At 49.2% G+C, this 21,851-nt stretch carries 20 protein-coding genes and 3 riboswitches; of the genes, 13 read left to right on the forward strand and 7 right to left on the reverse strand.

All coding sequences use genetic code 11. The features are described from left to right. Positions 1-22 precede the first annotated feature (22 nt). Both AC3B4V_RS14695 and AC3B4V_RS14700 read right to left on the reverse strand, forming a co-directional pair. Positions 23-790 carry an SDR family NAD(P)-dependent oxidoreductase gene (locus AC3B4V_RS14695; protein WP_488378790.1) on the reverse strand — a complete coding sequence of 256 codons (768 nt, stop codon included), beginning with the start codon at positions 788-790 and terminating at the stop codon, positions 23-25. 70 nt (positions 791-860) lie between these two features. Then, positions 861-1,538, reverse strand: coding sequence for a C40 family peptidase (locus AC3B4V_RS14700; RefSeq protein ID WP_058704154.1), 678 nt, complete (start codon positions 1,536-1,538; stop codon positions 861-863). Between the two features lie 355 nt (positions 1,539-1,893). Here AC3B4V_RS14700 and rho point away from each other — a divergent pair, with 355 nt between their 5' ends. Both rho and AC3B4V_RS14710 read left to right on the forward strand, forming a co-directional pair. Continuing rightward, positions 1,894-3,267: a transcription termination factor Rho gene (gene rho, locus AC3B4V_RS14705; RefSeq protein ID WP_214771749.1), complete on the forward strand. Its 1,374-nt coding sequence runs from the start codon at positions 1,894-1,896 to the stop codon at positions 3,265-3,267. 91 nt (positions 3,268-3,358) lie between these two features. Then, positions 3,359-3,604 carry a type B 50S ribosomal protein L31 gene (locus tag AC3B4V_RS14710; protein WP_023469546.1) on the forward strand — a complete coding sequence of 82 codons (246 nt, stop codon included), beginning with the start codon at positions 3,359-3,361 and terminating at the stop codon, positions 3,602-3,604. 36 nt (positions 3,605-3,640) lie between these two features. Here the strand turns inward: AC3B4V_RS14710 and AC3B4V_RS14715 are convergent, their stop codons facing one another. Beyond that, a complete protein-coding gene (locus tag AC3B4V_RS14715; protein WP_050676976.1) occupies positions 3,641-4,291 on the reverse strand; it encodes a DedA family protein in 651 nt (216 codons plus the stop codon). Between the two features lie 183 nt (positions 4,292-4,474). Between AC3B4V_RS14715 and AC3B4V_RS14720 the strand changes: the two genes are divergently transcribed. Then, entirely contained in the window at positions 4,475-5,089 is a 615-nt protein-coding gene (locus tag AC3B4V_RS14720) for a thymidine kinase (protein ID WP_029342777.1), read from the forward strand. A 72-nt stretch (positions 5,090-5,161) separates the two neighbouring features. Here the strand turns inward: AC3B4V_RS14720 and AC3B4V_RS14725 are convergent, their stop codons facing one another. Further along, a complete protein-coding gene (locus tag AC3B4V_RS14725; protein ID WP_488378791.1) occupies positions 5,162-5,920 on the reverse strand; it encodes an alpha/beta hydrolase in 759 nt (252 codons plus the stop codon). Positions 5,921-5,987: 67 nt separating this feature from the next. Further along, positions 5,988-6,089: riboswitch (SAM riboswitch) on the reverse strand. Between the two features lie 249 nt (positions 6,090-6,338). Further along, a riboswitch (SAM riboswitch) is annotated at positions 6,339-6,442 on the forward strand. Positions 6,443-6,528: 86 nt separating this feature from the next. On the opposite strand from AC3B4V_RS14725, the gene AC3B4V_RS14730 reads away from it, so the two are divergent. The 9 genes from AC3B4V_RS14730 (at position 6,529) to AC3B4V_RS14770 (ending at position 15,081) form a co-directional block, all read left to right on the forward strand. Further along, entirely contained in the window at positions 6,529-7,557 is a 1,029-nt protein-coding gene (locus AC3B4V_RS14730) for a methionine ABC transporter ATP-binding protein (RefSeq protein ID WP_488378792.1), read from the forward strand. Continuing rightward, a complete protein-coding gene (locus AC3B4V_RS14735; RefSeq protein WP_029342774.1) occupies positions 7,547-8,197 on the forward strand; it encodes a methionine ABC transporter permease in 651 nt (216 codons plus the stop codon). The genes AC3B4V_RS14730 and AC3B4V_RS14735 overlap by 11 nt, the downstream gene beginning before the upstream one ends. Before the next feature lie 19 nt (positions 8,198-8,216). Then, positions 8,217-9,035, forward strand: coding sequence for a MetQ/NlpA family ABC transporter substrate-binding protein (locus AC3B4V_RS14740; RefSeq protein WP_050676974.1), 819 nt, complete (start codon positions 8,217-8,219; stop codon positions 9,033-9,035). A 22-nt stretch (positions 9,036-9,057) separates the two neighbouring features. After that, complete coding sequence (locus tag AC3B4V_RS14745; protein WP_214724189.1) at positions 9,058-10,263, forward strand: M20 family metallopeptidase; 1,206 nt, start codon at positions 9,058-9,060, stop codon at positions 10,261-10,263. 183 nt (positions 10,264-10,446) lie between these two features. After that, a riboswitch (FMN riboswitch) is annotated at positions 10,447-10,591 on the forward strand. A 159-nt stretch (positions 10,592-10,750) separates the two neighbouring features. Then, entirely contained in the window at positions 10,751-11,791 is a 1,041-nt protein-coding gene (gene ribD / locus AC3B4V_RS14750) for a bifunctional diaminohydroxyphosphoribosylaminopyrimidine deaminase/5-amino-6-(5-phosphoribosylamino)uracil reductase RibD (RefSeq protein ID WP_488378793.1), read from the forward strand. After that, positions 11,776-12,402 carry a riboflavin synthase gene (ribE, locus tag AC3B4V_RS14755; protein ID WP_133207847.1) on the forward strand — a complete coding sequence of 209 codons (627 nt, stop codon included), beginning with the start codon at positions 11,776-11,778 and terminating at the stop codon, positions 12,400-12,402. The genes ribD and ribE overlap by 16 nt, the downstream gene beginning before the upstream one ends. Further along, a complete protein-coding gene (gene ribA, locus AC3B4V_RS14760; protein ID WP_488378794.1) occupies positions 12,402-13,592 on the forward strand; it encodes a GTP cyclohydrolase II in 1,191 nt (396 codons plus the stop codon). Before ribE ends, ribA begins: the two co-directional genes overlap by 1 nt. Beyond that, a complete protein-coding gene (ribH, locus tag AC3B4V_RS14765; protein ID WP_035395821.1) occupies positions 13,589-14,047 on the forward strand; it encodes a 6,7-dimethyl-8-ribityllumazine synthase in 459 nt (152 codons plus the stop codon). The genes ribA and ribH overlap by 4 nt, the downstream gene beginning before the upstream one ends. A 212-nt stretch (positions 14,048-14,259) precedes the next feature. Next, the gene (locus AC3B4V_RS14770) at positions 14,260-15,081 is read left to right on the forward strand and encodes a DUF6612 family protein (protein WP_064299228.1); all 822 of its coding nucleotides are present in this window, start codon (positions 14,260-14,262) and stop codon (positions 15,079-15,081) included. Positions 15,082-15,133: 52 nt separating this feature from the next. Here AC3B4V_RS14770 and AC3B4V_RS14775 read toward each other — a convergent pair whose 3' ends face one another. Further along, entirely contained in the window at positions 15,134-16,837 is a 1,704-nt protein-coding gene (locus AC3B4V_RS14775; protein WP_488378795.1) for a methyl-accepting chemotaxis protein, read from the reverse strand. Between the two features lie 188 nt (positions 16,838-17,025). Between AC3B4V_RS14775 and AC3B4V_RS14780 the strand changes: the two genes are divergently transcribed. Beyond that, entirely contained in the window at positions 17,026-18,384 is a 1,359-nt protein-coding gene (locus AC3B4V_RS14780; protein ID WP_029342765.1) for an alanine/glycine:cation symporter family protein, read from the forward strand. Positions 18,385-18,681: 297 nt separating this feature from the next. Here AC3B4V_RS14780 and treC read toward each other — a convergent pair whose 3' ends face one another. Both treC and treP read right to left on the reverse strand, forming a co-directional pair. Further along, entirely contained in the window at positions 18,682-20,322 is a 1,641-nt protein-coding gene (gene treC / locus AC3B4V_RS14785) for an alpha,alpha-phosphotrehalase (RefSeq protein WP_488378796.1), read from the reverse strand. A gap of 21 nt (positions 20,323-20,343) precedes the next feature. Next, positions 20,344-21,783 (reverse strand): PTS system trehalose-specific EIIBC component, encoded by a 1,440-nt coding sequence (gene treP / locus AC3B4V_RS14790; protein ID WP_087681522.1) that lies wholly within the window; start codon positions 21,781-21,783, stop codon positions 20,344-20,346. Positions 21,784-21,851 lie beyond the last annotated feature (68 nt).

The raw sequence follows: 21,851 nt of genomic DNA on the forward strand, positions 1-21,851 counted from the left end.
GAAATAATCAACATTATAACTATCACCGCGGACGCTGGACTTCTCCTGCTTGTCGGGTGACGTACCGACGCGGTAGAAAACGGGTTGAAAAGATATACCAGGCATTGCCGAAGCCAGGCACGATGAATGTTTTCCCTTTCATATAGCCACGGTAGGCGATGCGCGCAACCGTCGGAGCATCCATGACGCCTGGTCGCAAGAACAAGCGTGATTGATCAAGATTTGCTGCCGATTCGAAGCCGGTATGGGTCGCGCCCGGACAGACGACGCTCACTTGAATCCCGTCTACTGCGAGCTCTTCTGTCAAGCCTTCCGAGAAATGAAGGACATAGGCTTTTGTCGCGTAATAGACACTCAGCCATGGTCCGCCTTCAAATGCAGCCGTTGACGCGAGATGGACGATACGTCCTTTGATTCCCTGTTCTTTCATCCGTGAGGCATAGATCTTCGTCACGTGTGTCAACGCTTCGATGTTTAAAGCAATCATCCGGGACTCGTCTTCAAACGAGGTCTCAAGGAAGGAACCGAAGACACCGATTCCAGCATTGTTGATGACGCAGTCGACCGGAATCTGTTCCGTTGCCCGAAACAGTGCCAGACGATGCGTCCGCTGCGTTAAGTCATACGGAAAGACGGTTGCCGTTCCCCCGAGTCGCTCGACATGGAACTTCGTCTCGAAGAGCGCTGTCGCATCGCGTCCGACGAGCAGGACGTGATCCCCTTGCTTGGCATGCAGATAAGCGAATTCACGACCAAGACCTCTTGAAGCACCTGTGATTAAGACATGCATCTTGTTTCCTCCTTATGAATGAGATAAAAAAAGCGATCGAGCCAATGCTCAACCGCTTTGAGATGATGAATTATAGGTAAGATCCTGCGCCGACAAGGCGTGAACCCCAGTACCCTGATTTGAAGCTTGAGTATTTAACGCCACCTGTTTCTGAGTTGACCATGCTTGACTTGCTTGTTGCGATCCCAACGTGCTGAATGCCGCTACCGTGTGAGAAGAAGACAAGATCTCCTGGTTGTACTTTTGAAACGCTGACTTTCTTAGAAGAAGAATATTGTGAAGAAGACGTACGTGGCAATGTTTTACCAGCCGCTTTCTTGTACACGTAGCTTGTGAAACCAGAGCAGTCGAATCCACGAGTCGTTGTTCCGCCCCATACATAAGGTGTACCTTTATGTTTTGCTGCTTCGTTCAGGATTTTCGTCCGTTTAGAAGAAGAGCTTGTTGATTTTTTAGCGCTAGAAGATGATTTGTATGTCTTTGTGTACTGTGAGTAGACATAGCGTGTTTTACCGCCGTATGAGATTTTTGTCCAGCTGCCTGATTTGCCTTTGTATGTAAAGACTTGACCAGCGTTGACTTTCCCGACGATGCTTGCTTTCGTAGAAGGTGCTGTCCGAACACGAAGACCGTTGTCCGTGATCTTGACTTTCGTGACTGTCGCTGCTTCAACTTTACCTGTACCCACTGATGTAAAACCTGAAACCACTAAGGCTGCCGTCGCGATCGATGCTAGAAAACGTTTCATGTTAAGAATTCCTCCGTTTAAATGTAGTGTGTTGCGTCCGTAAGTTATATGATGAAATCATTAAGTGTGTGATTAAGCAGTCTACCTTACAACTGTGTAAGAATTTTGTCTGCAGGAATATCTTAGCACGAGCACACTTGAAAACGTTTTTTCAGTTAGAAGACAAAACAGATGCTTTTGTAACATAACTGAAATAATATCCTTGAATATTACAAAGTAAGAAACGCAGAGGATTGTTAACGACGAATTCAAAAAAATATGATACCTTTAGTTCACGAATAAAATTACATACCTCCTGATGTATGTATGGAAGTATGCTGAATGCAGTTGAATTTATAAAGAATAGGTGAAGAACATGCCAACAACTGATAAAAAAGATAAACCAGAACGTTCCTATACACTGGCTCAATTGAGCCAACTGACATTAAAAGAACTCTATGAAATCGCAAAGACGAAGAATGTCCCACAATACCGGGAAGCCCGTAAACGCGAGTTGATGTTCAAGATTTTAAAAGCACAGGCTGAATCGACTGGTCTTTATTTCCTCGAAGGGGTACTCGAAGTCATCCCTGGCAACCCACAAATGCAAAACGATGGTGGCTTTGGCTTCCTTCGTCCTATCAATTATTCCCAATCCTCTGAAGATATTTATATCGCAGCATCTCAAATCCGACGCTTTAATCTACGTAATGGTGATGTCGTCACAGGTAAAGTCCGTCCACCGAAGGAAAACGAACGATTCCAAGGATTACTTAGCGTGGAAGCCGTCAACGGTGAAGCACCAGATACTGCCCGTAACCGTTTATTTTTCCCGGCACTGACACCGATCTATCCGGATCGTCTAATGCGACTTGAGACAGAACCACGCCATCTATCTGTGCGTGTCATGGATATGATCGCACCGGTTGGGTTTGGTCAACGTGGTTTGATCGTCGCACCGCCAAAAGCAGGGAAGACATCACTCCTCAAAGAAATCGCAAACTCGATTCAGGAGAATCATCCGGATGTCGAACTGATCATTCTCTTGATTGATGAGCGTCCTGAGGAAGTAACAGATATTGAGCGCTCGGTTCCAGGAGCAGACGTTGTCAGCTCGACGTTTGACGAAACACCAGACAACCACGTCCGGATTTCTGAGCTTGTCCTCGAGCGGGCGATGCGACTCGTCGAACATAAGAAGGATGTCGTCATCCTGATGGATTCGATCACGCGTCTGACACGTGCCTATAACTTAACGGTACCGCAAAGCGGTCGGACGCTCTCAGGGGGGATCGACCCGGCTGCGTTCCATAAGCCAAAACGATTCTTTGGGGCAGCGCGAAACATCGAACACGGTGGTAGTTTAACGATTCTTGCGACAGCACTCGTTGAGACAGGATCACGCATGGATGACGTCATCTATGAGGAGTTCAAAGGGACGGGCAACATGGAGTTGCATCTTGATCGTAAGCTGTCAGAGCGTCGGATCTTCCCAGCGATTGACATTCGGAAGTCCGGTACACGGAAGGAAGAACTCTTGCTTCCAAAAGAGCAACTCGATGCGCTTTGGACGATTCGCCGGACGATGAATGAGTCGAACGAGTTCGTCGATACGTTCCTGCGTAAGATTCGCGATACGAAAAATAATGAAGAATTTTTCGTTGAACTCGAGAAAGAAAAGAAGAAGACGGTCCGACGCGCACCGGCTAAACCGCGTACCGTCAAGAAGGAAACGACGACGGAAAAATAACTATTGCGACGCGTAAAAAAATCGTTTAGTATAGGAAGGTAACTTACTCTGGCTCAGCAAATGAACCAGGGCGGAAGGAGAGAAATCAACCATGAAACAAGGAATTCACCCTAACTACAACAAAGTAGTATTTATGGATTCAACGACTGAGTACAAATTCTTAAGCGGTTCTACTCGTTCTTCGAACGAAACGATCACTTGGGAAGATGGTAACGAGTACCCACTCATCCGTGTGGATGTGTCTTCAGACTCGCACCCATTCTACACAGGTCGTCAAAAGTTCAACGCGGCAGATGGTCGTGTCGATCGCTTCAACAAAAAATACGGCCGCAAGTAATCACTTGTCGGTTCTTAAAAAAACAGCCTGCCTCCATTATGGAAGCAGGCTGTTTTTGTATAGACTGAATTGTGAACGATACGCGAGATACGTCTTCAAGACGAAGGAGAAGGCGATTCCACCGGCAATCCCGATTAAATACGGCATGACTTCCGGATGTGCCAAGATATAGTCCATGACTTTGTGGAACGAGAGATGACGACCGACGAAGTAGCCGGCGCCTAAAAACACGCTGATCCAAATCAACGCACCTGTATACGCATAACTCGCAAACACGCGAAACGGCATTTTCGAGACACCTGCAAAAAAGGCAGAGAGTTGGCGGAGACCAGGTATGTAGTAACCGATGATCAAGACCGATTTCCCGTAACGACGAAATCCGGCTTCAGCGGAAAGAATATGTTTTTCTGAGATACGCATTTTCGGTCCGACGCGGTGTAATAGTGGCATACCGAGTTTTAATCCGAGTAAATAGCTGATCGTCATCCCGATACAACTGCCGGCGTAAGCAGCGAGAATCGTACCGACGAGTGGTAGATTGCCTTGATGCATCCAAAAACCGGACAGGACGAGCAGGGTCTCATCAGGAACCGGCAATCCCACGATACCACCTGCGAGAAGGACGGAGAGACCAAGGGCACCATATTGGTGCAGGATGTCATGTAAGAGATGATGAATCGGGGACACCTTCTTTCGTGAGAGTCTTCTTCTTCAGTGTACAGGAAATAGGGGACGGTTGGAATGAAAGGACAAAAATTCTAGGTAAAGAAAAAATGAATTTTGATTTCCGGAAGTCAACCCTTTTTCTCGATACCGTTTCGGGCTATACTCGTTAAAGTGACTATTTTTAGAGGACGGTGTCGGACGATGATGCATGTAATAAATCAGTACGGCTGGATCGAAGTAATTTGTGGCAGTATGTTTTCCGGGAAATCGGAAGAGTTGATTCGTCGTGTCAGACGGGCGCAGTACGGCAAACTGCCCGTTCAAGTATTCAAGCCGGCAATCGACGACCGGTACCATGAAGAGCATGTCGTCTCTCATATCGGCAACTCCGTCGTGGCGATTCCGATGGCGACGAGTCGCGATCTCTACGCAGCAGTAGCAGAGGAAACACAAATCGTTGGAATCGATGAAGTTCAATTCTTTGATGATGAGATCGTACAAGTCATCGAAGCACTTGCACAAGACGGAAAACGCGTCATTTGTGCAGGCCTTGATCAAGATTTCCGGGCAGAGCCATTTGGCAAGATGCCGGAATTACTGGCGCGCGCAGAATTCGTAACGAAGCTGCAAGCCATCTGTCTTTCATGTGGTGATCCGGCTTCCCGGACACAACGGTTGATTGATGGAAAACCAGCGAACTACGATGATCCGATCATCCTAGTTGGCGCTTCAGAATCATATGAGCCACGGTGCCGCCATTGCCATGAGGTGCCTGGAAAACCGAAGCCGCTCCAATCGGTGCAGCACCAAGAAAATTAAAAAAGACGAACCGGTCGCGGTCGTCCTTTGATGTAACAGCTATTCGCTTCTAAGTGAATAGCTGTTTTTTTATTATCCCGTTTCCTGTGAGAACCGGCTTGAGCGTTCGATAAAACGGATCGTCTCACGAACGATCAAATCCTGATCATGATCGAGGGTCGCGACGTGGTACGAGTTCAGTAAACAGTAGCTTCGTTTATCATTCGTTCCGATGTGCTGATGCAGATAATCCGAGCTCGACGGCGGGACGACGTGATCGGTCGCCGAGTAGAGAATTAATGTCGGCAGAAGGATCGATCCGAGGCGTCCTTTCGTCTCATCCATCAGACGGACGAGTTCGAACGCACAACGACTTGGAACGAGGTCATAGATGATTTCGAAAGCAGACCGTTTGATGTCCGGTGCCCCTTCTGGTAAATACTCTGGACCGTCCTCGAACGAAAGTGCTTCGTAAGAAGGAACGGAGAGTGCGGCATTGATCGTAATGATGCCGGCAAACGGAATGCCGTCAGCGGCGAGTGACAGTGCAAGCGTCGCACCCATCGATTGACCGATGACGAAGACTTGATCGCATGTTTCTTGTAAACGTTCATAGCCGTCTTGCAGGCTTTGCTTCCAACATCGAGCAGTCGATTGTTCAAACTCGCGGACGTTCGTTCCATGTCCACGTAAGCGCGGGGCATAGACGGTAAAACCTTCAGCAGCGAATGCCTCACCGACGTCTCGGACACTTTGCGGTGTTGCATTAAACCCATGACAGATTAGAATGCCGATCGATCCACCTTGAAAATAAAACGCTTCAGCACCAGTCAGTACAGGATAGTTCATCATTACTATTTTTCCTCCATTCATGAAAAAAACTCGTCGACGTCACTGCTTGGACGCCCACGAGTTTTTCACCGTATCATCCAAAGCCGCGCTTTGCTGGTCGGAGCACCTTACAGATTGCAGGTTGCCGTGAAGTCATAGAGCCAGGTCTCTCGTTCACTCTTGATAAATATCATATTGGAATTGTCGGAATAATCATTGAAACGATGGTAGCACGTTCGAAAATGACTTGTCAAATCGTTCTTGACGAATCATGATCCGTTCATTAAGCTAATTCATAACTTAATCATCCGTCGATATGCGCCAAATGGATTATTTTTGCAAAGTTGGTTGACTTTTAAAGTTTCGACCCGTAATGTAAAAATTAGTTTTACGACATAAGCAACAACGCAACAACACACATACGAATTTCATACCGCAATACTTATCCAGAGAGGTGGAGGGACTGGCCCTACGAAACCTCGGCAACAGACTCATTATGAGCACTGTGCCAATTCCATCAGACAGATGTCTGAGAGATGAGTAGAGTGGATTCTGCCACTGTGCGGATCCAGGTCTCTTCTTGTTTCTCAAGAAGGGACCTTTTTTGTTGAATGAAGGGGGAAAACGGAATGATTGCATTTCATCAAGTCAAAAAAACGTACGTCACGAAAGATCAGTCGATCGCAGCGCTTGACGGTGTCGACCTGACAATCGAAAAAGGCGAAATCTTTGGTGTCATCGGCTTTAGCGGTGCCGGAAAAAGTTCACTGCTCCGCTGTGTCAATCTATTAGAACGACCGACGTCAGGAACGGTGACGGTCGATGGAGAAGATTTAACGCAACTGTCTCCGAAAAAATTGCGCCAAGCAAAACAACGGATCGGGATGATTTTTCAGCACTTCAATCTATTGAATGCGAACACGGTCTTTACGAATGTCGCGAAACCACTCGTTCTCGCAGGCGTCAAGAAAGACGAAATTCGCCGCCGGGTGACGGAGTTACTCGAATTCGTCGATCTCGCGGACAAGGCGGATCATTATCCGGATCAATTGTCGGGTGGGCAGAAACAGCGCGTTGGTATCGCCCGGGCACTCGCGACGCAACCTTCCGTCCTCTTGTGTGACGAAGCGACGTCAGCGCTTGATCCCCAGACGACACATCATATTCTCCAGTTATTAAAACGTATCAATGCGGAGTACGGGATCACGATTCTCTTGATCACCCACGAGATGGGCGTCATTCGGGAAATTTGCGACCGCGTCGCTGTCATTGAAGCTGGGAAACTGATCGAGTCAGGAACGGTCTTTGATGTCTTTTCAAACCCGCAGACCGAGACAGCACAGAACTTCGTCCGCTCCGTCATGCACGACGAGATTCCAGCATCGATTCGCCAGTTGATCGAGTCCCGGAATGCGAATCCGATCTATAAGATTCATTTCCTCGGACATCACACCGGGCAGCCACTCTTATCGCAAGTTGCGAAACGCTTTGACGTCGATGTCAACATCTTGCACGGTAGCATCACGGAGTTGCAGGATACGCCGTTCGGCACCTTACTCGTCGAGTTGATTGGTGAGCCGACTGAAGTGAAACGAGCGTTACACTACATCAATCAGGCACAGGTGACGGTCGAGGAGGTACTTGCTCATGCTAGTTAATTACAGTGATATCTGGACAGCATTTTTGCAGACGATGACGATGGTATCCGTTTCGCTCTTATTCTCGACCTTGATCGGCTTACCACTCGGTATCCTGCTTGTCGTCACGCGAAAAGGAGCATTGCTTGAAAATGTCCCGCTGTTCACGTTCTTCAACAGTATCGTCAATATTTTCCGTTCGATTCCGTTCATCATCTTACTCGTCGCGATCATCCCGTTGACGCGCTTGATCGTTCAGACATCGATCGGAACAGAAGCCGCAATCGTCCCGCTCGTCTTTTACGCTGCACCATACATGGCGCGTCTGATCGAGAGTTCTTTACTCGAAGTCGATAAAGGCGTTCTTGAAGCAGCAGAAGCGATGGGCGCGACACCGTTTCAAACGATTTTCCGCTTCCTCCTACCGGAAGCACTCGGTTCACTCATCCTTAACTTAACGATCGCGACGATCGGCTTGATCGGGGCGTCAGCGATGGCAGGTGCGATTGGAGGCGGTGGTCTCGGTGACTTAGCGATCACCTATGGCTATCAACGATTCGACACGAAAGTCATGATCATCACGGTCGGGATTCTCGTCATCTTAGTCCAAGGCTTACAGACGACAGGCAACATCGTCGCACGAAAAATTAGAAGACATTAATCAAGGGAGCGATTCAGCCATGAAAAAAACAGTAGCAATTGGAGCAACACTCACGACGATTTTATTTGCCGGGTGCGCAGCATCAGGAGAAGACGAAAAGACGATCAAGCTCGGTGTCAGCGGTTCAGACACACAAGTTTGGGACTATGTCGCGAAAAAAGCAGAAAAGGAGGGCATCAAAATCGAGCTCGTCAAGTTCTCCGATTATGTCCAGCCGAACATGGCACTGGCTGAGGGCGAGATCGACGCCAATGCCTTCCAGACGATTTCCTACTTCAACGCTTTCAAGAAAGAACATAATTTGAAGCTATCGCCGATTGCGACGACTGTTATCGCACCGATGGGGATTTACTCGGATAAATACAAGGACGTCAAAGACATTCCAACTGGCGGAAAAATCGCTGTTCCGAACGAAGCGACGAACATGGGACGCGCCCTCTTGTTACTGCAAGAAGCAGGTCTGATCAAGCTACCGGACGACTTCGATGGCAACGGTTCGGTCGATAAGATCGTCGAGAATCCGAAAAAGCTAAAAATCGTTCCGATCGTCGCCGGGCAAACGCCACGCGTCTTACCGGACGTCGCGGCATCAATCATCAACAATGGCATTGCCGTTGACGCTGGCTTCAACCCGATCAAGGACTCGATCGTCCATGAGAACGAGACAGCAAAACCATACATCAACATCATCGCGACACGGACGGAAGACAAGAACAAAAAAGAACTGAAAAAAATCGCATCGCTGTATCAACAAAAAGATGTCGCGGCCTTCATCAAAAAAGAATATAAAGGCAGTACGATCCCGACGTTCGTTCCACTGAGCGATATCGGCGAATAATTTCAAAAGGAGAGTGGACAGTATGACGACACCAGTACGCACGACATGGGTAGAGACGATTGAACAGGACATCGAACAAAAACGGGAATCGTATCTTGAGACAAGTCATCGGATTCATGCAACGCCGGAAATCGGGAACGAGGAATTCTTTGCTTCGCGGCTCCATGCGGAGCGTCTAACAGCGGAAGGTTTTACAGTAGAACTCGGCGTCGCGGGGCACGATACCGCGTTCTTCGCGAAGAAATCGAGCGACCGACCAGGCGCAACGATTGCCTTTCTTGCTGAATACGATGCGTTGCCGGGTATTGGTCACGCGTGCGGTCATAATATCATCGGCACGACGAGCGTCGCAGCGGCGATCGCGCTCAGTAAAGTGCTCGATGAAGTCGGCGGGAGTGTCGTTGTCCTTGGAACACCAGCCGAGGAAGGTGGACCGAACGGTAGTGCGAAAGGCAGTTTCGTCAAACATCAGTTGTTGGAAGGGATCGATGCGGCCTTGATGGTCCATCCGTCGGGACAAACACGGATCACGGGTTCTTCCCTTGCGGTCGATCCGCTCGACTTTGCCTTTACGGGTCGTCCGGCACACGCAGCGGCGTCACCAGAGGAAGGCATCAACGCCCTTGACGCTGTCATTCAACTCTTCAATGGAATCAATGCGTTACGTCAGCAATTACCGGACGATGTCCGGATTCACGGAATCATCACGCATGGAGGTGATGCGCCGAACATCATCCCGGAATACGCAAAAGCACGTTTCTTCATCCGGGCGACGACACGGGAACGATTGAATGCCGTCACGGAAAAAGTCAAAGCCGTCGCCCAAGGCGCGGCACTCGCGACTGGGGCGACACTTGACGTCATCGCCTTCCAAAATGAAGTCGATAACCTCGTCTTCAACCGGACGTTCGACCGTCTGTTCCAAGAAGAAGCAGAATCGCTTGGTGAAAAGGTCCACTTAGACGAACGACCGGGTCTTGGTTCGACGGATGCCGGTAACATCAGTCAAGTCATTCCGACGATCCATCCGTATATCAAGATAGGTCCGGACGATCTCGTCGCGCATACGGAAGCATTCAAAGAAGCGGCTCGTTCAGAAGCTGGAGATGAAGCATTGATCACGGGGGCGAAAATCCTCGCTCGGACAGCGCTTCGCGTCCTCGCTGATGAACGGACGCGCGGGGCGATCGCTCAAGAATTCCACGACCGGAAGAACGGATATTTATAAGCGGAAAACGACGACTGGATGCACTGCTATCAGGTGCTCCGGTCGTTTTTGAGATGCAGTCGATCACGAATTGGTGATGAGTGACAGAACTGGAGCGAAATCAAAAAAGAGACAAGACAGAAGCATTTGCGCTTTGTTTTCTTGAAAAAGATATGCTAGGCTAAAATTGTATAACTCAATAATCCAGTTCTTCGGGGTAGGGTGAAAATCCCAACCGGCGGTGATGCGATCGATTGATCGACGAGCCCGCGACCTGTGATGTACGCATCATGGCTGACTTGGTGAGATTCCAGGGCCGACGGTAAAGTCCGGATGGGAGAAGAACGAAACGACACGATTCAAGCCGTTTTCTGAAAAAATGTTTTCAGGAGATGGTCTCTTTCTGCATGAAAAAATGCTGGGAGCGAACCGTGTATTTCGTGAACCCTTCTATACAGACGCCCCTTTTTCAAGGGGCGTCTTTTTTCATTTGAAAGGAGTGAACGCGATGTCACAGATGATGAGTTATGCCATGCAATTAGCACAAATGTTACACGGACAAACAAGTCCGAATCCAAGTGTCGGCTGTGTCATCGTCAAACAAGGACGCATCATCGGCTTCGGTGCGCACCGGTTTGCCGGTGGTCCGCACGCAGAAGTCGAAGCCTTACGGATGGCAGGAGAAGCCGCCCGCGGTGCCGATCTTTACGTGACGCTCGAGCCATGCAATCATCATGGCAAGACGCCACCATGCACGGAAGCGATTCTACAAGCAGGAATCAAACGAGTCTTCGTCGCAACGGAGGACAAACATGCGATCGTCGCTGGTTCCGGAATCAAACGGCTACAGGACACGGGAATCGAAGTCGAGGTCGGCCTGTTACGCCATGAGGCAGAAGCTCTCTACACGGAATTCTGGAAGACGATCGAACGAAAACGCCCGACCGTGACCGTCAAGATCGCTCAGACGATGAACGGGATCGCGGCGACAGGTGAACAGCGCTGGATCACGTCAGAAGAAGCACGCGCGAATGGTCGCGCCCTGCGTGGACGCCATGATGCGATCCTCGTCGGCAGTGAGACGGTCCTCGTCGATGATCCGGCACTGACTTTACGCGCGGCGTCAGGTATCGAACCGATTCGGGTAATCGTCGATCGCCGTGGTCGGGTCCCGGAGACGGCGCAAGTTTTCCGCGATGGTAAAAATCCAACCTACTGGCTGACGAGTGTTCCTCGGATCAGTCACGATCAGGTGACGGTGCTCGTCGGTGAGTATGAGACGCCGGAAGCGATTTTAAAACGCTTATACGAACAAGACATTCGCAGTGTTTTGATCGAAGGTGGACCGACGATTCAAGCCGCTTTCCTTGAGGCAGATCTCGTTGACCGAATCGAAGTCTACCAAGCCCCATCGATTTTTGAAGGCGATGCGTGGAATAGTCAACACGATATCGAAGATCGTTTTCAAATCGACCAGGTTGAGACGGTTGGACCGGATCTCCATCTGACGTACATCCGAAAGGAGGAGACAACATGTTCACCGGATTGATTGAAGAAGTCGGAACCTTAAAACGAAAGATCCCGCGACCGAACGGGTTAGCGCTTGAAATTGAGGCGCACCGGGTACTCGAAGGAACGAAGATCGGAGATAGCATCGCCGTCGATGGGATTTGTTTGACGGTCACGTCGATGAGTCCGACCGGTTTCACGGCAGATGCCGTCCATGACACGATTCGGTCAACAGCCCTCGGCACGTACCGCGTCGGAAGCCCATTGCAACTCGAACGGGCGATGCCGGCAGACGGTCGCTTCGGCGGCCATTTCGTCAGTGGACATATCGACGGAACAGCTCGGCTGATCAGTCGGCGACCGGATGGAGAAGCGATGGTCTATACGTTTGATGTCGGATCGTGGCAAAAGTATTGTATTCCGAAAGGCTCGATCGCAATCAACGGTACGAGCCTGACGTTGCAAGGCGTCACGCCGGAAACGATCTCGATTTCATTGATTCCGCACTCACGTCAAGTGACGACGTTTGATCGATTGGCAAGCGGCGCAGTCGTCAATATCGAGTGTGACATGATGGCGAAACATCTCTATCATTTCACGCAGCATGAGAAGCAGACGGACTGGGCAGCATTCTTAGGAGGCGACATGTAATGAACGGATTCGACTTGATTGAAGACGCAATAGAAGATTTGAAAAAAGGACGACCGATCATCGTCTGTGATGACGAGGATCGTGAGAATGAAGGCGATCTCGTCATGCTCGCAGAACACGCGACAGCAGAAAACATCAACTTCATGATCACATACGGAAAAGGACTCGTCTGTGTACCAGTCAGTCCGCGGATCGCACAGCGACTCGAACTTGCTCCGATGACAGCGAATAATACAGATCCGCATGGAACGGCATTTACGCTCAGCATCGATCATGAAGAAGCAAAGACCGGCATCAGTGCTGAGGAACGGTCGCTAACGATTCAGCGGATGCTGACGGATGGACCGGAACGTTTCAAACGACCGGGTCACATCTTCCCATTGATCGCCAAAGAGGGCGGTGTCCGGGAGCGACGTGGACATACGGAAGCGGGTGTCGATCTTGCCCGTCTTGCCGGTAGCGATGAGATCGCCGTCATCTGTGAAATCATTAAGGAAGACGGCACGATGGCACGGGTCGATGATCTACTTCTCTATAAGGAAGAACATGATTTAAAACTGATTACGATCGAAGCACTCGTCGCGTATCTTGAGCGACCGTTGAAGCGGGAGGCGGAAGTGTTGCTTCCGACGACGTTCGGAGCCTTTCGAATGATTGGCTATACGACGCCAGACGATAAAGAACATGTCGCTGTCTTATCCGGTGAAGCGCACGACGGGATGCTCGTCCGTCTACACTCGGAATGCCTGACAGGGGACGTCTTCGGTTCGAAGCGTTGCGATTGTGGACCGCAACTCGATGCGGCACTCGAGCGGATTGAACAAGAAGGGGGAGCCGTCTTGTATTTACGTCAGGAAGGACGCGGCATCGGTCTGATGGCGAAGTTAAAAGCGTACGAGTTACAGGAACAAGGACTCGATACGGTCGAAGCGAACCATGCACTCGGTTATCCGACTGACATGCGTGATTATACGGTCGCAGCGAACATGTTGCGTGATCTCGGCGTGACGAAGATCCGCTTGATGACGAACAACCCGGATAAACAACAGGTGCTCGAACAAGAAGGCATCGAAGTCATCGAACGTGTACCCCATCAAGTACCGGTTGAACCTGAAAATCAGCGTTATCTGAAAACAAAACAAACGAAACTCGGGCACTGGCTCGATATCCAAGGAGGACACACATTATGATCTACGAAGGTTTCTTAACAGGAGAAGGACTACGCGTCGCAATCGTCGCTGCACGTTTTAACGAATTGATCACTTCAAAACTCGTCGGAGGAGCAAACGACGCTTTCCGTCGTCACGGTGTCGCAGCGGATGCTGTCGATACGGCGTGGGTCCCGGGAGCATTCGAAATTCCACTCGTCGCGGAAAAATTAGCGAAAAGCGGCAAGTATGACGCAGTCATCACGCTGGGTGCTGTCATCCGCGGGGCGACGTCGCACTATGACTATGTCTGTAACGAAGTCGCGAAAGGTGTCGCGAGTGCGTCGCGCGACACAGGTGTACCGATCATCTTTGGTGTCCTGACGACGGATTCAATCGAGCAAGCAGTCGAACGTGCTGGTACGAAAGCTGGAAACAAAGGCTATGAAGCTGCGGTTTCTGCGATTGAGATGGCGAATCTTTTACGGACGATCTAACGAACCAGAAACAGGCTGATGGAAGCTTCCATCAGCCTGTTTTTTTGCGGGAATCTCACGAACACTGAACCAAATTTCAAAAAAAGAATAGTAGATTTGAAATTTGAGGGTTCGTTTTGAAGTATAACGGTAATGGTCTACTAAAGAAACTTTGAAACATTTTCCAATGTTTTTCGTAAATCAGGGTAACGCGTATAAAGGAGGAAATGAATATGAAGAAAACAAGGTGGGTAGCAGCCGGGATTGTCGCAGCATCCATTGGACTTGCCGGATGCCAAGATGGACAGACGGATTCAGGTAGTGGTAGCGGATCGGGTTCGACGAAGTCGGGGGAACTCTCGAACACAGAGCTATTAAAGAAAGCGACAGCCGCTCAAGAGGACATCAAATCGTTCCATATGGAAGGAACGGTCAGCTCTAAAGCAGGTGAGATGGCGATGGATCAGAAAGTTTCAGCTGACATCATTCAAAAGCCGCTCGCGATGAAGCAGACGATGACGATGAAGAATCCTGAAGACGGGAAAGACGTGACGATCGAAAGTTACATCGTTGACGATAAAATGTATCTCTCACAAAACGGACAATGGATTGTTCAAGATGTTTCGGAGCTAGGCGAAATGGTCGAAGCGATGGAATCATCGGCATCAACGGAACAAAACCTACAGCTCCTAAAGAAATACAAAGATAATTGGACAGCGAAAAAAGAGGGCGACGTCTATCAGATCGACGTTAAGCTGAGTGGTGACGATCTGAAAGCCTTCATGAAGGATTCACTCGAACAGACAGGACAGATGGCACAGATGAAAGACGCGATGGATAGCATCGATTATAAAAAGATGAACTACAAAATGACATATGACGCGAAGACGTTCTATCCGAAGTCTCTCGACATGGACATGGTGTTTGCGATTGAAAAAGAGACCGAATTCAATATGAAGAATGAGTCGACGTTCTCGAAATTCAATGAGATCGACGAGATCACATTACCGGCGGAAGCAAAAGACGCACAACCGCTCACAGGTGCAGGACAATAAGTAATAAAAAACAAGCCCCTCTCTTCTAATCTGAAGACGAGGGGCTTGTCGTTTAGACTTGGAACTGGCGTAAGACCTCTTTTAGTGCCTCTGCCTGCTGTTGACTGACGGAAGTCTGGTCATGGACATCCCGGAACGCTTGGACGGAATGATTGATTTGTTCTGACATCGATTGTGTGCCTTGTGCCCCATCATTGACGGTGACGGCAACATCGTGGATGACACCGAGCATGTTTGCTGTCAGTTCCTGGAGTTGACCGGCTTGAACGGCGAAGTGTTCCGCTGCATCGCCGAATAATTGTGCATCATTTCGATACTGGACGGAGGCATCCTCAAACAAATCATAGTCTTTGGCGACCTTTGTATCAATGAAAGAGAGCATCTCGCCGGACGCAGCGTTCAAGTGTTCAACGGACTCGATGACAGAAATCGAGACATCTTGGATTTGTTCGACGGTATCCCGACTACTTTCGGCAAGTTTGCGAATTTCATCGGCGACGACAGCGAATCCGCGACCGACTTCACCAGCGCGTGCTGCTTCAATCGAAGCATTAAGGGATAAGAGATTCGTTTGCGCCGCAATCGAAAGAATCGCGTCCGATAAGACGGAAATTTCTTTAACGGCCTTCGCACGTGCCATCGCATCCTCGAGTTTACTTTTTGTTTCAGCGAGAATGTGATTCGCGGTCTGTTTCGCTTCTGTTGCAACGACTTGAAGTGATTCAGCACGCCCACCGACTTCTTGCGCCCGTTTTCCGTTCGCTTCTGCACTAGAGACGATATCATGAATCGTTGCTTCCATATCGACAGCAGACGAGTTCATCTCTTCGGCAGAGGCGGCTGTCTCCTGCATACCGGCTGATAAGTTTTCGATCGTATGGGAAGTCGACGCCATATCCTGATCGAGTTCGCTGATTCGACCGGAGACGTGACGTGAGGTCGATACGACGTGGGTTGCTGTATCATCGACTTGAATGATGATCGTCCGTAAGTGGGCGATGAATTGATTCATCGACTGGGCGATTTGTCCGATTTCATCATCACGCACGACGTCGAGTTGAGCCGTCAAGTCGCCGCCTTGTGTTGCCAGTTCATGCGTTTTCGCCTGCAGTTGACGGAGTGGACCGAAGATCGAGCGTAAAATCAAGACGGTGAAGATGACACCGAGTAATCCGACGACACCGATGATCGTGAAGAGAAGGATATGAGCTGTATTGGCAGAACTTGTGATGGCATCACCATTTATTTTCGCTTGTTGATTATTGTATTTCACGATTTTCGTTAATTGATCAGAGACAGCGAAGTATGAATCACGACTCTCACCTTCATAATAGGTGACTGCTTCTTTTTGGGTTTCTGGTGTACTGAGGGCGAGAAGACGATCAGTCGTCTCATTGAAAGTTTGCCATTTTTTAGTGAGATCATTGAACAGTTCGCGATCGCTTTTTAAATAAATCGTTTTCTCGTATTTCGCGAGATTCGCGTCAACGGTCGCTAAACCGTCTTTGACACGCTTATCATAACCGGCTTTGATCTCTGGATCATTTTCTTGAATGTGTAATAATTCGACACGTCGCAAATCAGACAGTGCCGTGTTCGTTTCATGGGATAAGTTCAGACCAGGAATCCAAGACGAGGTGATCGTTTGACTCTCTTGGTCAACGCGATTGAGAGAAGATGCGCCGTATAAACCGACACCGATCAAGCTAAGCAAAAGTATGGAGGACAATAAGATAAGCTTCGTTTTAATCTTCATATGATTCGCTCCTTTTTTGCAAGATGAACTATTTATTTTCTTGATTATACCTTCACAAGTAAAAAATTTACTTATTATCAAAAAAATTAAAACGTAAAATAGTTTTATGAAAAAATAGTTTGACAATTATCAGTAAATTCTGAAAAAATGGTAAGGAACTACATATCTCATAAAGGGAGGTAAGACGAATGGGAAATTCATTTAGTGAGTGGATTAGTGCGGTGTCCGATATCGTATGGGGACCACCGTTACTCATTCTGTTGGTCGGTACGGGGATTTACTTGACGATTCGCTTAGGATTCATTCAAATTACCAAACTGCCGTATGCGCTGAAGCTTGCGTTTTCAAAGCATCAGGACGATAAGTCAGAAGGTGACATCAGTCACTTTCAAGCGTTGATGACGGCACTGGCTGCGACCGTCGGTACGGGGAATATCGTCGGTGTCGCAACCGCCGTCGTCCTCGGGGGACCAGGCGCGATCGTCTGGATGTGGCTGTCCGGTCTGTTCGGGATGGCGACGAAATACGCGGAAGCGATTCTTGCCGTCAAATATCGTGTCGTTGATGAAAAAGGACAGATGGCAGGGGGGCCGATGTATTACCTCGAGCGTGGACTGAAGCAGAAATGGCTCGGTGTCTTGTTTGCCGCGTTCGCTTCGATCGCTGCGTTCGGGATCGGAAACGGGGTCCAGACGAACTCGGTCGCCCTCGCGATGAAATCAACGTTCGATGTGCCACTTTACGTGACGGGGATCGTATTGATGGTACTGACGGGTGTTGTCATTCTCGGTGGGGTCAAGTCAATCGGGAAAGTCGTCAGTCTGTTCGTTCCGTTCATGATTTTCTTCTATGTCGGAAGTGGCTTGCTGATTCTCATCATGAACTATGATTTGATTCCAGGTGCGATTTCAACGATCTTCAGTAGTACGTTCTCAAACGAGGCAATCACGGGTGGGGCAATCGGGGCGGCAATTCGTTACGGTGTCGCGCGTGGTGTCTTCTCGAACGAAGCGGGACTTGGTTCAGCACCGATCGCAGCCGCTGCTGCGAAGACGGACTTCCCGGGGCGTCAAGCGCTCGTCTCGATGACGCAAGTGTTCCTCGATACATTGGTCGTCTGTTCGATCACGGGCCTGACGCTCGTCATGGGGGGACAACTCGATACGAAGTTGGAGGGTGTTGAATTGACGACGGCGAGCTTCGAAGTCTTCCTCGGTCCTGCTGGGAAATACATCGTTACGATCGGTCTCGTCATGTTCGCTTACTCGACGGTCCTTGGGTGGTCATATTATGGGGAAAAATCGATCTATTATCTGTTTGGTCAAAAATCAATCCTACCGTACCGCATCCTGTTCGTCTTAGTCGCCGGAGCGGGTGCGATGACGACGAACTTGAACATGGTCTGGGCGATTTCCGATGTCTTCAACGGATTGATGGCGATTCCGAACTTAATCGGTTTGATTGGATTGTCTGGCGTCGTCATTGCCGAGACGCGACTGTTCCGCGAACAGTTGAAACGAGAAGAAGCGAATCGGAAGGTTTCATAGAGAATGCGAAAATGAAAGACTCGAAAGGAACTAGTGTTTAAGAATCATTTTTGAAAACGAATGATTCTGCCATCCTCGCTTTCCACAGGCGGGAGGTAAGCCGCGGCGATCCGCATTCCATGCGGTTCGCCGGGTCTTTCCTTTCCCTGACGAAAGCGTGTACCATGCTTTCTTTTCCTGTAGTAGTCGAGGGATAGGCATTCACATTCTATATCTATTCAACAAAAGAGAAGATTGGCTTCTAGGATATGCTAGAAACCAATCTTCTCTTTTTCGCGTGTGCTTCGTCTTATTCAATCACTTTTTGCGATAAAGCATCAGGGATTCATAAGGACGTAACGTCAAAGTGCGTCCCTCTGTCTGCATCTCCTGATAGTTGTGAAGCAACACTGTATAATCCGATCCGTCACGAGGTAACGTGAACGTCGTCTCTGTTCCGTAGAAATTCGAAACGACAAGCAACTCTTCCTCGCTTGTGGCACGTTCGTACGCCCAGAGTGACGAATCGTCTGGTGTCAACAGACGGTATGAACCGTCCGTCAGCACGTCATACTGTTTGCGGAGTTGAATCAACTGTTTGTAATGATGATAGACCGAGTTTGGGTCTGCGACAGCCGACTCGACATTGATGTGATCATACGTCGGCGAGACCGGGATCCACGGCTCGCTTGTACTAAAGCCACCGTTGAGTGCGTCTGACCATGGCATCGGCGTCCGCGCATTGTCACGCGACTTTTGACGAATCGCAGCGAGAATCGCTTCTTCCGTTACACCGTTGTTCCGAGCTTCCTGATAGGCGTTCAATGTCTCGACATCGCGGTAGTCGGACAGATCCGTGAAGTCCGGATTCGGCATGCCGATCTCTTCTCCTTGATAGATATACGGTGTACCTTGTAGACCATGAAGCGTCGTCGCGAGCATCTTCGCACTTTCGACGCGGTACGTGACGTCGTCACCGAACCGGCTGACGACGCGTGGCTGGTCATGGTTGCACCAAAAGATTGCGTTCCAGGCTTGTCCGTTCATGCCGGATTGCCAGTCGGAGAAAATCTGTTTCAGTTGCTTGAAATCAAATGGTGCTGCCGTCCATTTTTCACCGTTCGGATAATCGACCTTCAAATGATGAAAGTTGAACGTCATCTTCAGTTCTTGTTCATCAAGCGATGAATAACGAAGGCAGTGTTCAAGTGACGTCGACGACATCTCGCCGACCGTCATGAGATCGTGTCCAGCAAAGACTTCTGCGTTCATCTCTTGCAAGTAGTCATGGACGTTCGGTCCGTCCGTATAATACGCACGTCCGTCTCCTGCTGGATCGTTCGGAAGACCTGGCGTCTTTGAGATCAAATTGATGACATCGAGTCGGAAGCCGCTGACCCCTTTATCCCGCCAAAAGCGCATCATGTTGTAAACATCTTCTCGTAAACGTGGATTTTCCCAGTTCAGATCCGCTTGCGTCTTGTCGAACAGGTGCAAGTAATACTTACCAGCTACCTCATCAAATGACCAAGCGGGACCGCCGAATTTTGATATCCAGTCGTTCGGTGTCTCGCGCCAAATGAAATAGTCGTGATAGGGGCTATCGGGATGACGTCCTTCTTCGAACCAGGCATGCGACGTTGAACAGTGATTGACGACGATGTCCATCATGACAGACAGACCGCGTTGTTTTGCTTCTGCAATTAACGTCTCGAAATCGTCCATTGTTCCGTAGGATGGATCAATCGCGTAATAATCACTGACATCATAGCCATTGTCGTTCTGAGGTGAAGCATAGACCGGCGTCAACCAAAGGTAATCGACACCAAGATCCGCCAGATAATCGAGTTTGGCAGTGACGCCACGTAACGTACCGGTCGCTTTGCCCTCCGGACTATAAAAACTCTTCGGATAGATTTGATAAACGGCGGATTTGCGCCAATCGGTTGTCGTGATCATGAGATACACACCTTTCTAGAATTACGCTGCTTTTTTCAGGGCAGCTTTTTTTGCGCGTTTCGTTGAGACATAGTGGAACAGGAACGTACAGGCGACAGGAACGATGATCGCGATCACCATGCCGACGATGAATGACAGAATCGAGCCTGGTACGATCGAAATGAAAGCAGGTAATCCGCCAACACCGATCGCAGGAGCAAGAACGCCACTGACGGCGATGAAAGCTGACGCGATTGCTGAACCGACGAGTGCCGCGTAAAACGGATATTTGAACCGGAGATTGACCCCGAACATGGCCGGTTCCGTGATTCCAAAGTAGGCGGATAAAGCGGACGTTGATGCCATGTTTTTATCATTAACGTTTTTCGCGAGGAAAAGCATCGCGAGTGTTGCTGAACCTTGGGCGATGTTCGAAATCGCGATCATCGGCCAGATGAACGTCGTTCCGCTTTGTCCGATCAACTGTAAGTCGACGGCGATGAACATATGATGCATCCCGGTAATGACGAGCGGCGCATAGAGTGCGCCAAAGAGTAAGGCACCAAGTAACGGAACAGCTTCGAACGTATTGACGACACCGATCGTAATCCAGTCACCGACTTGACGCGTGACCGGTCCGATGACAGCAAGGGCGAGGAATCCGGTCAATGTAATCGTCGTAATCGGTACGACGAGTAATTGAATCGCATTCGGTACTCGTTTTTTGAGCCAACGTTCGATCGTACTGAGGACGTAAGCGGCAGCGAGTACAGGGAGGATTTGTCCCTGATAGCCGACTTTTTCAATTTCAAAGAGACCGAGAATGTTGAACGTCGGGATTTCACCTTTTAGAGCACTTTGTCCGTAGTTCCAAGCGTTTAAGAGATCTGGATGAACAAGCATCAGACCCATGACGATCCCAAGAATCTCACTACCACCAAAGCGTTTCGTCGCTGACCAACCGACGAGTGCTGGCAGGAAGACGAAGGCCGTATTGGCCATCATATTGATGAGATCCCAAAGTCCTTGTAAGTTCGGATAACGATCGATCATCGTCTTGCCACCGAACTCGATTCCGAATAGATTATTGATTCCCATTAAGAGACCAGCAACGATGATTGCTGGAATGATAGGCATGAAGACATCAGAAAAGACTTTGATCAACTTTTGGAACGGATTCATCTTAGCAGCACCAGACGATTTGACATCTGCGATCGTTGTTGCCTGTAAGCCGGTCAGTTGAATGAATTCTGCATAGACCCGGTCGACATCACCGGCACCAATGACGATTTGATAGACACCCGCGTTCAAGAACGCGCCTTTAACGAGCGGTACTTCAAGTAAGGCGTCTTGATCGACAAGTTCTTGGTTCTTAAGCGTTAAACGAAGGCGGGTGACACAGTGAGCTGCTTGCTCGACGTTCTCCTTGCCTCCGATGTTCTCAATGATTTGCTCTGCAATCTGACGATAGTTTGGTTTCATCTCGATGCTCCTTTTTGGAAGTGACATACTCGACCACTTTTGAAATGAAAACGTTTTCTTATCTGCGC

This window comes from Exiguobacterium sp. E17S, assembly GCF_057772545.1.